15 protein-coding genes are annotated in these 15874 nt (G+C 66.7%); 5 read left to right on the forward strand and 10 right to left on the reverse strand.

What is annotated here, in order from left to right; translation table 11 throughout:
• Positions 1-28 precede the first annotated feature (28 nt).
• Positions 29-400, reverse strand: a complete 372-nt coding sequence (locus DIS04_RS19510; RefSeq protein WP_111415461.1) for a DUF6746 family protein — start codon at positions 398-400, stop codon at positions 29-31.
• 184 nt (positions 401-584) lie between these two features.
• Here DIS04_RS19510 and DIS04_RS19515 point away from each other — a divergent pair, with 184 nt between their 5' ends.
• A complete protein-coding gene (locus tag DIS04_RS19515) occupies positions 585-848 on the forward strand; it encodes a hypothetical protein (RefSeq protein ID WP_111415462.1) in 264 nt (87 codons plus the stop codon).
• Here DIS04_RS19515 and DIS04_RS19520 read toward each other — a convergent pair.
• Together DIS04_RS19520 and DIS04_RS19525 are read right to left on the reverse strand one after the other, a co-directional pair.
• Positions 835-1920, reverse strand: a complete 1086-nt coding sequence (locus DIS04_RS19520) for a C45 family autoproteolytic acyltransferase/hydrolase (protein ID WP_111415463.1) — start codon at positions 1918-1920, stop codon at positions 835-837. The two genes, DIS04_RS19515 and DIS04_RS19520, sit on opposite strands and share 14 nt — an antisense overlap.
• Positions 1917-2675 (reverse strand): dienelactone hydrolase family protein, encoded by a 759-nt coding sequence (locus DIS04_RS19525; RefSeq protein WP_111415464.1) that lies wholly within the window; start codon positions 2673-2675, stop codon positions 1917-1919. The genes DIS04_RS19520 and DIS04_RS19525 overlap by 4 nt, the downstream gene beginning before the upstream one ends.
• Before the next feature lie 299 nt (positions 2676-2974).
• Between DIS04_RS19525 and DIS04_RS19535 the strand changes: the two genes are divergently transcribed.
• Positions 2975-4162 carry an ABC transporter substrate-binding protein gene (locus DIS04_RS19535; protein WP_245904641.1) on the forward strand — a complete coding sequence of 396 codons (1188 nt, stop codon included), beginning with the start codon at positions 2975-2977 and terminating at the stop codon, positions 4160-4162.
• A gap of 109 nt (positions 4163-4271) precedes the next feature.
• Here the strand turns inward: DIS04_RS19535 and DIS04_RS19540 are convergent, their stop codons facing one another.
• The 7 genes from DIS04_RS19540 to typA form a co-directional block, all read right to left on the reverse strand.
• Complete coding sequence (locus DIS04_RS19540; protein WP_111415467.1) at positions 4272-5585, reverse strand: branched-chain amino acid ABC transporter permease; 1314 nt, start codon at positions 5583-5585, stop codon at positions 4272-4274.
• Positions 5585-6592, reverse strand: a complete 1008-nt coding sequence (locus DIS04_RS19545; protein WP_111415468.1) for a branched-chain amino acid ABC transporter permease — start codon at positions 6590-6592, stop codon at positions 5585-5587. Before DIS04_RS19545 ends, DIS04_RS19540 begins: the two co-directional genes overlap by 1 nt.
• Before the next feature lie 27 nt (positions 6593-6619).
• A complete protein-coding gene (locus DIS04_RS19550; RefSeq protein WP_111415469.1) occupies positions 6620-7324 on the reverse strand; it encodes an ABC transporter ATP-binding protein in 705 nt (234 codons plus the stop codon).
• A 71-nt stretch (positions 7325-7395) separates the two neighbouring features.
• The gene (locus DIS04_RS19555; RefSeq protein ID WP_111415470.1) at positions 7396-8166 is read right to left on the reverse strand and encodes an ABC transporter ATP-binding protein; all 771 of its coding nucleotides are present in this window, start codon (positions 8164-8166) and stop codon (positions 7396-7398) included.
• Positions 8167-8272: 106 nt separating this feature from the next.
• On the reverse strand, positions 8273-9718 hold the full coding sequence (locus DIS04_RS19560) for a sodium-dependent transporter (RefSeq protein WP_111415471.1): 1446 nt from the start codon (positions 9716-9718) through the stop codon (positions 8273-8275).
• Positions 9719-9900: 182 nt separating this feature from the next.
• Positions 9901-10227 (reverse strand): hypothetical protein, encoded by a 327-nt coding sequence (locus DIS04_RS19565; protein ID WP_111415472.1) that lies wholly within the window; start codon positions 10225-10227, stop codon positions 9901-9903.
• 108 nt (positions 10228-10335) lie between these two features.
• Entirely contained in the window at positions 10336-12183 is a 1848-nt protein-coding gene (typA, locus tag DIS04_RS19570; protein WP_111415473.1) for a translational GTPase TypA, read from the reverse strand.
• A gap of 341 nt (positions 12184-12524) precedes the next feature.
• Between typA and DIS04_RS19575 the strand changes: the two genes are divergently transcribed.
• From DIS04_RS19575 to DIS04_RS19585, 3 genes are all read left to right on the forward strand, one after another.
• Positions 12525-13064: a glycosyltransferase family protein gene (locus DIS04_RS19575; RefSeq protein WP_111415474.1), complete on the forward strand. Its 540-nt coding sequence runs from the start codon at positions 12525-12527 to the stop codon at positions 13062-13064.
• 346 nt (positions 13065-13410) lie between these two features.
• Positions 13411-14817: a glutamate--ammonia ligase gene (glnA, locus tag DIS04_RS19580; protein WP_111415475.1), complete on the forward strand. Its 1407-nt coding sequence runs from the start codon at positions 13411-13413 to the stop codon at positions 14815-14817.
• Positions 14818-14982: 165 nt separating this feature from the next.
• Entirely contained in the window at positions 14983-15549 is a 567-nt protein-coding gene (locus tag DIS04_RS19585; protein ID WP_111415476.1) for a DUF4124 domain-containing protein, read from the forward strand.
• Positions 15550-15874: the final 325 nt, after the last annotated feature.

A 15874-nucleotide genomic window follows, 5' to 3' on the forward strand; every position in this document is an offset into this window, starting at 1 on the left:
CGCGTGCGCCTGGCGACGCGGCGTGGGCTCAGGGGACCAGCGTCTGGGCCGCCTCCAGATAGTCGGCACCGTGGCTCTGCACGCGTGCGAAGTCGCCGGTCTCGGAGCCCAGATGTACCTCCTCCAGGTTGACCGCCATCGCCTGCGCTTCCTCGTTGATCTTCTCCAGCGCGTTCTCCAGGGTGTAGGTGAGCTCGTGGATGGTGCCGAGATCCTCGAGGCTCGGCTCGTCCTGGGCGAGCAGCTCGGCCAGCTGGCGGTTGTATTCGGCGAAGTTCGCCACCGCCTGGCTCAGGGTGTCGGCGGGCTCGCCCTTGAAGTGTGCGGTGGGTGAGCTGGCCTGAACGTTGGTCGCCATCATCAGACCGGACAGCAGGGCGGGCAGCAGCAGCTTCTTCATGGTGTCTCCAGCTTCAAATGAGAATGGTATGCGTTAGCTTGTGTACCACTCCCGCTGGGGGCGGGCAAGAGGAAGGGTTAACGAGAATGATTTTTCTTCGCTGCATTTGACAGAGGTCAGCCGCGCGGCTAGATTCTCAGTAGTTAATGATAATTGTTATCATTAATTGCGAACGGAGGTCGCCATGCCGTACTGCCACAACGCCGCCAGCCCCACCCTGCAGATCTGCGATGCCACCCCGGGCTCGGTGCGCCTGGCGCGGAGCTATCCGCGCCAGGATGCCGGCCTCTCCGAGGAGGAGTGGGCGCTGCTTCAGCTGCGCCGCGAGGAGGCCATCCACGAGCTGTTCCGGCGCTCCTTCCTGCTCACGTCCGAGCGCTACCTGAAGGGGGAGCTTCCCGAGCCCGGCCCGTGCGACGAGAGGCCGGAGCGGTTCAGCGCAGAGTGACGCTGAGGCTGTCGGCGCTCTCGCACGGCTTGCCGTGGCGCAGGGTCAGGCGTCGTTCACTCAGGTTCATCACCACCGAGAAGAGCGTCTCCATGCGCTCCTCGGCGGGCTGGTCGGGGTTGAAGTGGCGGCAGATGGACAGCGGCGCTCCCGCGTGGTCGCTGAGGATATCGAACAGCCTGGCCTCGTCGAGGCGGGCATGGGCGGCCAGCTCGTCGTGCAGCAGCGCGTCGAGGCGGCACAGGCGTGGGTGGGAGTCGATGCGGGGAAAGTCCTGCACCGGACAGGGGGCGTCCTTGGCGTAGAGATGGTTGGTGTGGGTGACGATGCCGTCGCGCGGCGTGATGCGCCCGGGTTCACCGGGCTGTACCTCGAGGCCCACGGCCTGGCCCTCCTCGTTGCCGACCTGAGCGCCGGCGAGCAGGAAGTGGGCGGGTGAGCAGACCCGGTCGTGGGTGGCCACGGCTACGGCGCTCTCCATGTCGTCGCTTTCCAGTATCTTGCGCAGGGCGATGTGAATCGGCAGCCCGCTGCCGCAGGTCTGCGAGCGAATGGCGTTGAGGCACACGCCGATGCCGCAGGCGTTCAGGCCCACCTTGCCGACCATGCCGGCCTCGCCGATGGTGACCAGGGCGGGACGTCCTTCGCCCTGGATGTGCAGGGCCACCACGTTGGCGAGCTGGTCGTGGCGCCAGTCCCAGTTCTGCGCCAGCCACTGCTGCCCGTGGCGCGCGAGCGCGAACGCCGAGCAGCCGCCGCTGGCCTGGGTCAGGGCGATTTCGCTGCGGCAGTTCAGCGTCAGGATGTCGATGAAGTCGACCCCGGCCCCCCAGGCGATGCCGTTCATTTCCTCCAGGATATCGGGGAAGCCCTGGGCGATCTGCGCCTCGAAGTGGCAGGCGCGGTCACGCGCCTGCTCCCAGCGGATGCCGACGAAGTCGTGAAACAGCTGTCCGTAGACCCGGATGCCGCGCTCGATCAGCTGGCGGTGGATGCGGCCATGCGCCGCGCCGATCTCGTGGTAGCTTCCGGTCAGCTCGGTCATGGCCAGCGGGCGGGCCTGTCGGCTCATAGCGTCTCCTCGAGGAAGGTCAGGAAGGCTTCCCAGGAGGCCTCGTCGGCACGCTCCTGGTAGCTTTCGCTGTCGAACTCGGTGAAGCCGTGCGGGGCGCCGGAGTAGATCTCCACCGTGTAGGTCGCCTCGATGGCTTCCAGCTCCTCCACCAGGCTGCCGACGTCCTCCATGGTCACGCTGCTGTCGGCACCGCCGTGGGCGATCAGCAGCGGCGGGACCTCGTCGGGCCACTCCTGGCCCTCCGGCGTGGCCAGGCCGCCATGGAAGCTGGTGTAGCCGGCCACGCTTTCGGCTTCGCCGGAGCGGGCGATCTCCAGCGCCACGGCCCCGCCGAAGCAGTAGCCCATGATCACCACGTTCTCGGTGTCGCCCTGCTCGCGGGCTTCGGCCAGGCCGGCGAGGGTCAGCTCGCGCATGCGCTCACGGTCGGAATAGAGTTCCCGGGTCGCCTCCTGGCGGTCCTCGGTGCTCTCGGGACGAATATTCTGGCCGAACAGGTCGATGGCGAAGGCGTCGAAGCCCTGCTCGGCCAGCATGTCGGCGCGCCGGCGCTCGTAGTCGTCCAGACCGCTCCAGTCATGCACGATCAGCACCGTGCCGCGGGCTTCGTCGCCCTGGGCGGGGGAGTAGTAGCCTTCGAAGGAGTCGTCGCCGACCTCGTAGACGGTGTCGCTGCCGGCGGGGGTGAAGGCGTGGGCGCCGTTGGCAAGGCCAAGCGCTGCCAGCGCGAGGGGGAGGGAGGCAGGGCGCATGAGTAAGCTCCTGTAGTTATGGGCGTGGCGGGTATTGCCGCCTCGGCGGACTTGAGTATAGGTGATGGCTGGCGGGTCATGGCCGGTTGCGTTGAACGCGACGCCCATCGCGGTGCCGGGTTTTCCATCGCTGATAAGGAGTTGGCATGGCTCAGCGTAGTTAAACGTTGGTATGGGGGGCTTGTGTTTTGGCCTGGCGCCTTCCAGATTTAAGGGGTGCCCTTCATTCGTAACCAGACGTAAACGACACACGTAAACCACCAGAGTGAGAAGAACAAATGAAAAAGAGCGTTTTGGCGATGGCAATCGCTGCCTCCAGCGTGGCATTCGCTGGCGCGGCGCAGGCGGAAGTGAAGATCGGGTTCATCGGCGGCTTCACCGGCCCGATCGAGAGCCTGACCCCGCCGATCTTCGAAGGCGCGAAGTTGGCGGTGGCGCAGGTCAATGAGCAGGGCGGCATCCTCGACGGGCAGGAGCTGGCCATGCCCAGCGCCGACACCACCTGCAGCGATGCCTCGGCGGCCTCCAATGCGGCCGACCGCATGGTCAACTCCGAGGAGGTCACGGCGATCGTCGGAGCGCTGTGTACCGGGGCGACCGTGGCGGCGGCCAACAGCGCCGCGATTCCCGGTGGCGTGGTGATGGTATCGCCGGCCTCCACCGCGCCGGCGGTGACCGAGCTGGACGACAACGACCTGGTGTTCCGTACCGTGCCGTCGGATGCCTATCAGGGCGAGATCCTGGCCAAGCTGATGCTCGAGAAGGGCTTCGACGAGGTGGCGGTGACCTACGTCAACAACGACTACGGCCAGGGCCTGGACGAGGCCTTCACCGCAGCCTTCGAGGCCGGCGGCGGCACGGTGACCGAGAACCTGGCCCACGAGGACGGCCGCGCCGACTACCGCTCCGAACTGGGCTCGCTGTCATCCAGCGGCGCCGAGACCCTGGTGGTGCTCGCCTACGCCGATGGCTCGGGCCAGACCATCCTGCGCCAGGCCTACGAGAGCGGTGCCTTCACCCAGTACGCCGGCGCCGACGGCATGGTCGGCTCGTCGCTGGTCGAGGCGGTGGGCGCCGATGCCCTCGAAGGCATGATCGCGACCCGCCCGGGCAGCCCCGATCTGCCGGGAACCGACATCTTCAACCAGGCCGCCGAGGAGGCCGGCTTCGACCCCAGCGCGGTGTTCGCCGCCCAGGCCTATGACGCCGCCTTCCTGCTGGCGCTGGCCATCGAGCAGAACGGCAGCGCCGAGCGCGAAGGGCTCTCCGAGGCGCTGCGCAGCGTCGCCTCCGCTCCGGGCGAGGTAATCCTGCCCGGCGAATGGGAGAAGGCCCTGGAGCTGATCGCCGCGGGCGAGGAGATCAACTACGAGGGCGCCTCCGGCCAGCACGAGTTCGACGACAACGGCGACGTCCCCGGCGTGGTGGTCGAGATGGCCGTCGAAGACGGCGCCTTCGTCGGCAAGGGCCTGGTCGAGGATCTGTAAGCACCGTCTGGTCCGACCCCGCAACGCAAAGGGCCTCGGCATTGCCGAGGCCCTTTTGTACATTGACCCACGCTAAATGGGGGGAGGTCACGGGCGATGCCCGCGGTTCTCAACCGTGGTGGCGGACCTTCTCGGGCAGTAGCCCCTGCGGCGCGAAGCGCAGCACCAGCGTGATCAGCAGGCCGATCACGAACACCCGGGCCTGCAGCGCGCGGCTGTCGAGGTTGCCCGGCGGTTCCCAGCCGAACCAGCCCTCGCCGATGGCGGCGGCACCGTGCATCAGGAACAGCGCCAGCGGCTCGGACATCAGCCAGATGATATAGACGGCCACGGCACCGAAGATGGTCCCCAGGTTGTTGCCGGGGCCGCCGAGGATCACCATCACCAGCACCAGGAAGGTGTGGTTCAGCGGCAGGTAGCCGTTGGGGTCGAAGATGCTGTTGAACGAGGCCAGCGCGCCGCCGCCGATGCCCATCAGGATGCAGCCCAGCACGAAGATCTCCAGGCGTCGCCGGTTGATGTCCTTGCCCATCGCCGCGGCGGAGATCTCGTTGTCGCGGATGGCGCGGATCATGCGCCCCCAGGGGGCGTGGTAGGCGCGGTGCAGCAGGAAGAAGATCACCGCGATCATCACCGCCGTGAGCGACAGATAGGCCGCCCTGGCGAGCGTGAACCCCAGCGTGCTGGGGCCCGGCGTGGGCCAGGGCAGCGGCGAGACGGTGGCGGTGCCGCGGGTCAGCCAGTCGGAGTTCTTGAGGAAGGCCTTGATGATCTCGGCGATGCCGAGGGTGGCGATGGCGAGATAGTCGCTGCGCAGCCCCAGGCAGATGCGACCGATGAAGTAGCCGAGGCCGCCGGCCAGGGCGCCGCCGACGATCCAGCCGCTCCAGGCCGGCAGGCCCAGGCCGCCGATGAAGCCGGCGCGCGACTGGATCTCGCCGGTCACGCCGCGCAGCATGCTGATCACCACCAGGTAGAGCACCACGGCGAGGACGATGGCGATCAGGGTGCGCAGCCTCTTCGGCACGCCGAGGCGATCGAGCTTGGTGGCCCCGTAGACGACGAGGATCGCGGCGGCCACGTAGAGCAGTGCCCGCCCCAGTTCGCCGGGCAGCTCGGTGGCCCAGAAGGCGTCGTTGAGCGGTACGCTGAGGAACATGGTGCAAAAGCCGCCCAGGGCGACGAAACCCATCACACCGGCGTTGAACTGGCCGGCGTAGCCCCACTGGATGGTCAGGCCCAGGGCCAGGATGGCATAGCAGGCGGCTTCCACCAGCATGCGCGTGCTGTAGGCGGTGCCCATCACGGCATAGACGCCGAGCACCGCCACCAGCAGGGCGCCGAACAGGACGATCTCGCGCAGCGGGAAGCGCGACGGTGCGGCGACGGTATCTTCGCGGCGTTCGGTATGTTGCGTGCTCATCAGATCACCTTACCCTTGAAGAGGCCGGTGGGGCGCCACACCAGGATCGCCACCAGGATGAAGAAGGGCACCACGATCTTGTACTCGGTGCCGACGAAGGCGAGGTTGCGCGGGATTTCCAGCCAGGCGGGGAAGAGGTGCTGGACGGGGCGCAGCAGTACCGTCCAGTTGAACACCGCCAGCGTCTCGGCGAAGCCCACCACGAAGCCGCCGGCGATGGCGCCGTAGGGGTGGCCGACGCCGCCGACGATGGCCGCGGCGAAGATCGGCAGCAACAGGAAGAAGCTGAGGTCGGGCTTGAAGGTCACGTCGAGCGAGAGCAGCGTGCCGGCGATGGCCGCCAGGCCGCCGGCGATCACCCAGGTTACCGCCACGATGTGGTTGGTGTTGATGCCCGAGGCCCGCGCCAGGTCGGGGTTGTCGGACATGGCGCGCATCGCCTTGCCCAGCCGCGTGCGGTTGAGGAACAGATGCAGCCCCACCACGCAGACGATGGTCAGCAGGAACAGGATGACCTGCGGCTCGGTGACGATGATGGGCCGGGCCGCCATTTCGAACGGCACGTCGAGGCGGTAGATCTCCTTGCGCTCGCCGGCCAGGTACAGGTTCTGCGAGCCGGTGCCGGCGAACAGGCGGATCACCCCCTGCAGCATCAGGGTCACCCCCAGCGAGGCGATCACCATGACGATGGGCTTGACGCCGTGGGCACGCAGCGGCTTGTAGAAGGCCTTGTCGATGCCCACCGCGAGCAGGGCGGTGAGCACCATGGCCAGCGGCAGCATGACGATCGGCGTGGGCAGGCCCACCGCCCCGCCCGCGCCGGGGAAGGCCAGCGTCAGCAGCAGCACCATGAAGGTGCCGAAGGTCATCATGTCGGCATGGGCGAAGTGGGCGAAGCGCATGATGCTGAAGATCAGCGTCACGCCGATGGCGCCGATGGCATAGATCGAGCCGGTCACACTGCCGGCGACGATCACGTTGTTGATGAAGAAGACCAGTTCGTTCACGACTCACTCTCCAGTACGGCTCCGGGCTCAACCGCCCAGGAAGCTCTTGGCCACTTCCGGGTCGGCGAGCAGGGCGGCGCCGGTATCGGTGAAGCGGTTCATGCCGGCGGCCAGCACGAAGCCCTTGTCGGCGATGGCCAGGGCCTGCTTGGCGTTCTGCTCGACCATGAGGATGCCCACGCCGGCGGCGTTGATCTCCTTCACCCGCTCGAAGATCTCGTTCATGTAGAGCGGCGAGAGGCCGGCGGTGGGTTCGTCGAGCAGCAGCACGTCGGGTTCGGCCATCAGCGCGCGGCCCATGGCGACCATCTGGCGCTGGCCGCCGGAGAGTTCGCCGGCGGGCTGGTGGCGCTTGTCGTAGAGCGGCGGAAAGAAGTCGTAGACATGCTTGAGCATGCGCTTGACGTTGCCTGGCTTGAGGAAGGCACCCATCTCCAGGTTCTCCTTCACCGTGAGGCTGGGGAAGACGTTCTTCTCCTGGGGCACGAAGCCCATGCCCCGCTGCACCAGCTTGTTGGGGGGCAGGTTGTGGATCGGCTCGCCGCGCAGCAGGATCTCGCCCTGGCTGACGGTGAGCAGGCCGAAGATGGCCTTGAGCATGGTGGACTTGCCGGCGCCGTTGGGGCCGACGATCACCCCGACCTCGTTGGCCTCGATCGCCATGTCCACCCCGTTGAGGATGTTCATGCCGCCGTAGCCGCCGTGGACGCCGCGTGCTTCGAGTAGTGGCATCGTGGTTTCTCTGCGCTGTCGTTGCTGTTCTTCTTGTCGGTCTGTCGCGCCTGGGCCAGGCGAGCGCCGCCTCAGGCGGCGGTGGAACCGAAGTAGGCCTCGATCACCTGAGGATTGTTGCGGATCTCCTCGATGGTGCCCTCCACCATCACGCTGCCCTGGGCCAGCACGATCACCGGGTCGCACAGGCGGGCGATCATCTCCATGTCGTGCTCGATGACCAGGAAGGTGTAGCCCAGCTCGCGGTTGAGCCGCTCGATGTTGCTGACCAGGTCGCCCAGCAGGGTGCGGTTGACCCCGGCGGCGATCTCGTCGAGCAGCACCACCCGGGCGTCGGCCATCATCGTGCGGCCCAGCTCCAGCAGTTTCTTCTGCCCGCCGGAAAGGTTGCCGGCCAGTTCGTTGCGCACGTGGTGCAGGCCGATGAAGTCGATCACCTCGAGGGCCTTCCGGCGTACCGCGTCCTCCTGCTCGCGCACCACCCCCGGCTTGAACCAGGCGTCGAACAGGCTCTCGCCGGCCTGGCGCGGTGGCACCATCATCAGGTTCTCCAGTGCCGTCAGCTGGGAGAACTCGTGGGCGATCTGGAAGGTGCGCAGCAGGCCCTTGTGGAACAGCTCGTTGGCCGGACGGTTGGTGATGTCCTCGCCGTCGAGCAGGACCTGGCCGCTGTCGAGCGGCAGGGCGCCGGCGATGATGTTGAACAGCGTCGACTTGCCGGCCCCGTTGGGACCGATCAGGCCGGTGATCGAGCCCTGCTCGACCTGGATCGAGCAGTCGTTGATGACCTTCAGGCCGCCGAAGGCCTTGTAGACGTGCCTGACGTCGATGATGGATGGCATGTTGGTTCCTGCACGTTTTATATCGTTGTTATGCACCCGACCCTGCGGATGGCGCGCGGTCGGGTGGCGTCAATCGCGCCGCCGCCGGTAGGCGGCGGGTGTCGTGCTACTGCGCCTGGCCGCTTCCCGCCAGCATGGTGCGACCGGCGGCGAAGGCGCCGACGATGATCAGCGCGCCGATGGCCGGGAGCAGGTAGCCCTCGACCAGCGGGATGGTGCGCAGGAACACGAAGGCCACCGCGGCGGGCGCCACGAAGCGGACCAGGAAGCGCCAGACCTGGAACCAGGCCTCGCTGGTACGCATCTCCTTCATCACCTCGGATTGGGTCAGGGCCCAGCCGGCGAACAGCGCGATGAGCAGGCCGCCCAGCGGCATCAGGATATTGGTCAACAGTTCGATGAGGTCGAAGGCGCTGCGGCCGAACAGGGTGTGGAAGAGGCTGGCCTCGGCCCACAGGTTGAAGCTGACCACCGTCAGCAGGCCCAGCGCCCAGCTGGCCACCACCATGGCGAACACCGCCTGGGGGCGGGTCAGATCGAAGCGCTCGACGAGGAAGGCGGCCACCGGCTCGATCAGCGAGATCGAGGAGCTGATCGCCGCCCCCAGCACCAGGATGAAGAACACCCCGCCGATCAGTCCGCCGAAGGGCATCTCGGCGAACGCCAGCGGCAGCGTCACGAACATCAGCCCCGGCCCGGCGGCGGCGTCCAGGCCGGCGCCGAACACCAGCGAGAAGATCGCCAGGCCCGCGACCATGGCCACCGCGGTGTCGACGAAGGCGACGGCGAAGGCGGTGCGGCTCAGCGAGGCGTCGCTGGCCATGTAGGCGCCGTAGGCCATGATCGCGCCCATGCCGAGGCTCAGCGTGAAGAACGACTGGCCCATCGCCTCGAGCCAGCCCTCGAGGCTCAGGTCGCCGAGGTTGAAGGTGAACAGGAAACTCGCCGCGGCGGCGAAATCGCCGTTGGCGATGCCGTAGGCGAGGACCACCAGCAGGATCACGAACAGCGCCGGCATCATGATCCGCAGCCCGCTCTCGATGCCCTTGTGGATGCCCATGCCCACGATCACTCCCGAGGCGATGATGAACAGCGTGTGGTAGAGCGTGAGCAGGCCCGGCGAGGCCAACAGCGCATCGAAGCCCGAGGCGATGGTGGCCGCGTCGGCGCCGACCAGGGTGCCGGTCAGCATCAGCCAGGTGTAGTGGAGCGCCCAGCCGGCGATCACCGAGTAGAAGCTGAGGATCAAGAAGGCCGCGGCGGCGCCCATCCAGCCGATCGACACCCAGGCGCGGGAGGTCTTGTGGGTGCGGGTCAGGAACTGCATGCCCATGATCGGGCTGCGGCGGCTGGCGCGACCGAGCATGGTCTCGGCGATCAGGATCGGAATGCCCACGGCGAAGATGGTCAGGGCGTAGATCAGGATGAAGGCCCCGCCGCCGTTCTCGCCGGCCAGGTAGGGGAAGCGCCAGAGATTGCCTAGGCCTACTGCCGAGCCGACGGCAGCCAGCAGGAAGGTCCCCTTGTGTGTCCAGACGTTGTGCGTACTCATCATGCTTCCAGAGGCTCGTCGAGTGGCCTTGTGGGCCTGCGAATGTGGCCACCACGTGCCGGCTGGGTGGGGCCGGCCGGTGGGCGCGTACACTGTGCGACAGAAACCCGCGTCATGACCAGTAGACGATCGTTAAGGATACGTTGGGAACGACAGGTGACCGGGAGGCGGCTTCGTGGAAGTCACTGCGGCTCCTGGTCGTCCCCGGCGGTTTCGGCCGGGCGCGGCTCGAAGGCGCGGCTGGCATCCGGCAGGCGTACGGTGTCGCCGACCACCAGCTTGCCGCGTGTCTGCAGGCGCTTGCCGCTGCGCGGCTCGATCAGCGCCACCACCGGGCCGATGCTGGTGCCGTCGACGTAGGCCTCGACCCGGATGCGTGCCACCAGCCCCTGGAAGCGGGCCGAGAGGATGTCGCCGGGCCCCGGCTCCGAATAACCCTGAGGGCTGCGCTCGTAGTGGCGCATCACGCTGTCGGCGCCGGGGTCGTCCCATTCCACGTGCTTGTGCATGGTGGCTCCTCGCTGCTGCTGGGTTTGCCTACAGCGTAGCCGCTTGTCGCCAGATGGCCCGACGCACAGCGCCCGCCTGGGAGGCGGGCGCTGTGGTGGAGTATGGCGTTACTTCTTGGCGCGCTTGCGCTCGTGCTCCTTGAGGAACTTCTTGCGCAGGCGGATGTGGTTGGGGGTGATCTCCACCAGCTCGTCGTCGTCGAGGAACTCGATGGCCTGCTCCAGCGAGAACTTCACCGGCGGGGTCAGCACGATGTTCTCGTCGTTGCCCGAGGCGCGCATGTTGTCGAGCTTCTTGCCCTTGGTGGGGTTGACCACCAGGTCGTTGGCACGGTTGTGGATGCCCACCAGCATGCCTTCATAGACCTCGGTGCCGTGGTCGATGATCAGCTTGCCGCGCTCCTGCAGGGCGTAGAGCGCGTAGGCCAGTGCCTTGCCGTCGACCATCGACACCAGCACGCCGTTGCGCCGCTCGATGGCGGCGTCGGGCTTGAGCGGGCCGTAGTGGTCGAAGCGGCTGGTGAGGATGCCGGTGCCCGAGGTCAGGGTCAGGAACTGGCCGCGGAAGCCGATCAGCCCGCGCGCGGGGATGATGAAGTCCAGGCGCACGCGGCCCTTGCCGTCGGGGTTCATGTTGGTCAGCTCGCCCTTGCGGTAGCCGAGCTCCTCCATGATGGCGCCCTGGTGCTGCTCCTCGCAGTCGATGATCACCTCTTCGTACGGCTCCTGCCGGACGCCGTCGATCTCTTTGATGATCACCTCGGGGCGGCCCACCGCCAGCTCGAAGCCTTCGCGGCGCATGGTTTCGATCAGCACCGAGAGGTGCAGCTCGCCACGGCCGGAGACCTTGAACTTCTCCGGGCTCTCGCCCTGTTCGACGCGCAGCGCCACGTTGTGGATCAGCTCCTGCTCGAGGCGATCCTTGATGTTGCGGCTGGTGACATACTTGCCGTCGCGGCCGGCGAAGGGCGAGTCGTTGACCTGGAAGGTCATGGAGACGGTGGGCTCGTCCACCGACAGCGGCGGCAGCGCCTCGACGGCGGCCGGATCGCACAGCGTGTCGGAGATGGAGAGTTCGTCGATGCCGGTGATGCAGACGATGTCGCCGGCGGCGGCGAGTTCGGTCTGCACGCGCTCGAGGCCCAGGTGGGTCATGACCTGGCCGACCTTGCCCTTGCGGGTCTTGCCGTCGGTACCGATGACCACGATCGGCTGGTTGGGCTTGACCGAGCCGCGCTTGATGCGGCCCAGGCCAATGACGCCCACGTAGCTGGAGTAGTCCAGCGCCGAGATCTGCATCTGGAACGGACCGTCGAGCTCCACCGCCGGCGGCTCGACGATGTCGATGATGGCCTGGAACATGGGCGACATGTCCTCGGCCAGTTCCGCCGGGTCCATGCCGGCGATGCCGTTGAGCGCCGAGCAGTAGACAATCGGGAAGTCGAGCTGCTCGTCGGTGGCGCCGAGGTTGTCGAACAGGTCGAAGATCTGGTCGATGACCCAGTCGGGGCGGGCGCCGGGGCGATCGATCTTGTTGACCACCACGATCGGCTTGAGGCCCTGGGCGAAGGCCTTCTGGGTCACGAAGCGGGTCTGCGGCATGGGGCCGTCGACGGCGTCGACCAGCAGCAGTACCGAGTCGACCATCGACATCACGCGCTCCACCTCGCCGCCGAAGTCGGCGTGTCCGGGGGTGTCGACGATGTTGATGTGATAGTCGCGACCGTTGCCGTCCTGCCAGCGGATCGCGGTGTTCTTGGCCAGGATGGTGATGCCGCGCTCCTTCTCCTGGTCGTTGGAGTCCATGATCCGCTCCTGCCCCTCGGCCTTGCGGTCGAGCGTGCCGGACTGGCTCAGGAGCTTGTCGACCAGCGTGGTCTTGCCGTGGTCGACGTGGGCGATGATGGCAATATTGCGCAGACTCTCGATGCGAGAGGGGGTTACAGCTGTGTTCATAGGGTGTGACTCATCAACAGGTACGCACCTATGTACACATCGGAAAGGACGTACCCTAGGCGCGGGGTAGGGGAGTGGTGGCGCATTGTACAGATAAGCGGCGAAGGGGAATAGCACAACCTCTCCATCAGCTTTTTCTCAATCCAAGGCGTGGCTCTCCCCATGTGCCCGGGGGTGGCCGGGCAATGTTCCCGCCCCAGCGTGCCGGGCAGGAGGTGAGCGGTGCGGTGGGACAAAATTCAGCCAGGGAATTTCATCGACACTTTTCTACACTTATCTACACAGTTCGTAACTCAATATGCTGTCGGGTTGACCTTTCCTGCTTCGGTGGAGCCTGAAACATGACCCTTGCCAGTGTCATATTCGATGCGCGCGCCGCCGGGGCGAAACTGCCTCGCAGCCTGGTCATCTTCGAGCAGGCCGCCCAGCAGTGGCAGGGCGGCTACGAGCTGCTGCTGGTGGACGATACCGGGGATCGCCGGCTGCCGGACCTGGCGCAGCGCTATCGTGCCGTGCTGCTGTCGAGCAGCTCCTCCAGCCTGGGCGGTCGCTTGAATGCCGCGGTGCGGGCCAGCCGTGGTGAGGTCCTGCTCTTCCCCGGCCTGGGCGATCGGCGGGCCGCCGACTGGCTGAGCCATCGGCTGGTCGATCTCGACCTCGGCAACGGCTGGGACGCTGCCGTCCTGCCGGTGCGCCGTCACAGCTGGCTGCGCTGGTGGTGGTTGCTGCAGCGCCCCTCGCCGCTGGATACCTTCTGGGTGGCACGGACCTGGTTCGAGCGCATCGGCGGCTTCGACCCGCAGCTGGGCAGCGATGCGTTGCCCGATCTGCTCGAGCGCCTGCGCGCCTGCCAGGCCCGCGTGTCGATCGAGACCGCCTGACGCCTCCTGCTTGCGCACTTGTTTGGTGCATCAGGTGTGCGACTGCACCAATGTGGCGCTTATTTGGTGGACTGACGCCTCTTGCTGGGCCCGGTCGGGCAGGCTTGGTGCAGTTCGGTACGGCGCGGTGCAATTTATTCTTCCGTTAAAACAACCGATTACTCTTGCGTTGAGCTCGGGTGGTGCATCTTTGGCATGCCTCCTGCATTTGCTGGGCAGCTCGCCATGCCCGTGCATGGCGACCGTGGGCAGCCGGCCCACTGCGTGTTACAACAGGCGCTGCAATGAACCAGCGCCAGTGGACTTCAGCCAATCGAATCGAGCCACAGCTCAACGGAGGACACACATGTCAGCCAAGACTCTCGCCCTGATCGAAGAACATGACGTGAAGTGGGTCGACCTGCGCTTCACCGACACGCGGGGCAAGGAACAGCACGTCACCATTCCGGCTCGTGACGTCGACGAGGAATTCTTCGAGAACGGCCAGATGTTCGATGGCTCCTCCATCTCCGGCTGGAAGGGCATCAACGAATCCGACATGATCCTGCGTCCGGAAGACGGCACCGCCTTCCTCGACCCGTTCACCGAGGACGCCACCCTGGTGCTGCGCTGCGACATCATCGAGCCGGCCACCATGCAGGGCTACGAGCGCGACCCGCGCTCCATCGCCAAGCGCGCCGAGGCCTACCTGCAGTCGACCGGCCTGGGCGACACCGCCTTCTTCGGCCCCGAGCCCGAGTTCTTCATCTTCGACGAGGTGCACTGGAAGGCCGACATCGAAGGTGCCATGTACAAGATCACCTCCGAGGAGGGCGCCTGGGCCACCGACCGTCAGCTCGAGGGCGGCAACCTGGCGCATCGTCCGCGGGTCAAGGGCGGCTACTTCCCGGTACCCCCGGTCGACAGCTTCCATGACATTCGCGGCGCCATGTGCAACACCCTGGAAGCCATCGGCCAGAGCGTCGAGGTGCACCACCACGAGGTGGCCAACGCCGGCCAGAACGAGATCGGCGTGAAGTTCAACACGCTGGTGAAGAAGGCCGACGAAGTCCAGGAAATGAAGTACGTGATCCACAACGTGGCCCACGCCTACGGCAAGACTGCCACCTTCATGCCCAAGCCACTGGTCGGTGACAACGGCAGCGGCATGCACGTGCACCAGTCATTCTGGAAGGACGGCCAGAACCAGTTCGCCGGCGACCAGTACGCCGGCCTGTCGGAAATGGCGCTCTACTACATCGGCGGCATCATCAAGCACGCCCGTGCCCTGAACGCCTTCACCAACGCGTCCACCAACTCCTACAAGCGTCTGGTGCCGGGCTTCGAAGCGCCGGTCATGCTGGCCTACAGCGCCCGCAACCGCTCGGCTTCCATCCGCATCCCGTATACCGCGAGCCCCAAGGGCAAGCGTGTCGAGGCTCGCTTCCCCGACCCGACCGCCAACCCCTACCTGGCGTTCGCTGCCATGCTGATGGCCGGCATCGACGGTATCAAGAACAAGATCCATCCTGGCGATGCGATGGACAAGAACCTCTACGACCTGCCGCCGGAAGAGGGCAAGCTGGTACCCACCGTTGCCAGCAGCCTGGATCAGGCCCTCGAGGCGCTGGACGCGGATCGTGCCTTCCTCACCGAGGGCGGCGTGTTCACCGACGACATGATCGACGCCTACATCGAGCTGAAGATGGAAGACGTCGAGCGGATCCGCATGACCACGCACCCGATCGAGTTCGACATGTACTACAGCTGCTGAGCAGCCGCGTCCGGCGAGCGCCGGCACGCCACGAGGGGCTCCGCATCGCGGGGCCCCTTTTTGTCGTACACTGGGTGGGCACAAGGCTGCGACGAAACACGTTCATCGGCACAGCGGCTGACCGCCGGCAGGGCTGCGCGGGGCGCCGTCGAAGGGAGAGTCCTCATGGGCAAGGCGATCGCGCTGTGTCTGCTGGGCGTGCTGGTGTGGCAGGAGGCGCTGGCCACCACCGTCTATCGCACCACCGATGCGCAGGGCAAGGTGATCTTCACCGACGACCCCGAGCGCGGTGGCGAGCCGGTCGAGCTGGCGCCGCTGACCGTGATCCCCTCGCGCTCCGAGGCAGGCCAGGGCGAGCCGGCGCGCGTCGAGGGCCTCGCCCCTCGCCGCGGCGAAGCGCCTGGCCAGCCCTTCATGCCCTACGACACTTTCCGCATCCGCTCGCCGGAGCCCGGGGCGGACCTTCCCGCCAGCGACGCCGGCAACCTGCAGGTGGAGCTGGCCATCGAGCCGGAGCTGCGTCCCGACCACAGCGTGCGGCTACTGGTCGACGGCCGGGTGAGTCAGACTCCCATGCATACCCGCGCCTTCATGCTCAGCGATCTCGACCGCGGCGAGTACGTGCTGCAGGCGGAGTTGCTCGACGCCCAGGGGCAGGTGCGCCACCGCAGCCCGCCGGTCACGCTCTACGTGCAGCGAGCCAATGTGGCACTGCCCCAGGAGGGCAGCTGACATTTCCGGGCCTGTCTCGGCCTGGCGCCCCACTCCGGTTCGCCCTACCTGACTTGGCTGCACCACGACGGTGGTGTCGCCTGCTCCCTGGCTTGGCAGATGCCACCACGATGCACCATCATAGTGCATGAGCGCCCGAGGCATTCGCCCTGAAACGGCGCCATGCCGCGCCGGGAAGGGTTGGCGCGCTTCTTGCTTGGCTTCTTGCCAGAGCGTGGTTCGCTCCCGGGCGTTGCCCGGCGCATCGACGGGGGTCCCAGCGATGCGCCATGACGATGCAAGGGCTGCCCCATGCACTCCTGCGATCACCTGGGATAGGTCGTTC

The organism is Billgrantia lactosivorans, from assembly GCF_003254665.1.
Classification (GTDB): domain Bacteria; phylum Pseudomonadota; class Gammaproteobacteria; order Pseudomonadales; family Halomonadaceae; genus Halomonas; species Halomonas lactosivorans.

What these genes read in the sequence shown, in the direction of transcription:
- DIS04_RS19535 (WP_245904641.1), top strand. Translation starts at nt 2,975, where the DNA reads ATGGCAATCGCTGCCTCCAGCGTGGCATTCGCTGGCGCGGCGCAGGCG.
- DIS04_RS19555 (WP_111415470.1), bottom strand. Translation starts at nt 8,166, where the DNA reads ATGCCATCCATCATCGACGTCAGGCACGTCTACAAGGCCTTCGGCGGC.
- glnA (WP_111415475.1), top strand. Translation starts at nt 13,411, where the DNA reads ATGTCAGCCAAGACTCTCGCCCTGATCGAAGAACATGACGTGAAGTGG.
- DIS04_RS19575 (WP_111415474.1), top strand. Translation starts at nt 12,525, where the DNA reads ATGACCCTTGCCAGTGTCATATTCGATGCGCGCGCCGCCGGGGCGAAA.
- DIS04_RS19550 (WP_111415469.1), bottom strand. Translation starts at nt 7,324, where the DNA reads ATGCCACTACTCGAAGCACGCGGCGTCCACGGCGGCTACGGCGGCATG.
- DIS04_RS19565 (WP_111415472.1), bottom strand. Translation starts at nt 10,227, where the DNA reads ATGCACAAGCACGTGGAATGGGACGACCCCGGCGCCGACAGCGTGATG.
- DIS04_RS19540 (WP_111415467.1), bottom strand. Translation starts at nt 5,585, where the DNA reads ATGAGCACGCAACATACCGAACGCCGCGAAGATACCGTCGCCGCACCG.
- DIS04_RS19520 (WP_111415463.1), bottom strand. Translation starts at nt 1,920, where the DNA reads ATGAGCCGACAGGCCCGCCCGCTGGCCATGACCGAGCTGACCGGAAGC.
- typA (WP_111415473.1), bottom strand. Translation starts at nt 12,183, where the DNA reads ATGAACACAGCTGTAACCCCCTCTCGCATCGAGAGTCTGCGCAATATT.
- DIS04_RS19515 (WP_111415462.1), top strand. Translation starts at nt 585, where the DNA reads ATGCCGTACTGCCACAACGCCGCCAGCCCCACCCTGCAGATCTGCGAT.
- DIS04_RS19560 (WP_111415471.1), bottom strand. Translation starts at nt 9,718, where the DNA reads ATGAGTACGCACAACGTCTGGACACACAAGGGGACCTTCCTGCTGGCT.
- DIS04_RS19585 (WP_111415476.1), top strand. Translation starts at nt 14,983, where the DNA reads ATGGGCAAGGCGATCGCGCTGTGTCTGCTGGGCGTGCTGGTGTGGCAG.
- DIS04_RS19525 (WP_111415464.1), bottom strand. Translation starts at nt 2,675, where the DNA reads ATGCGCCCTGCCTCCCTCCCCCTCGCGCTGGCAGCGCTTGGCCTTGCC.
- DIS04_RS19510 (WP_111415461.1), bottom strand. Translation starts at nt 400, where the DNA reads ATGAAGAAGCTGCTGCTGCCCGCCCTGCTGTCCGGTCTGATGATGGCG.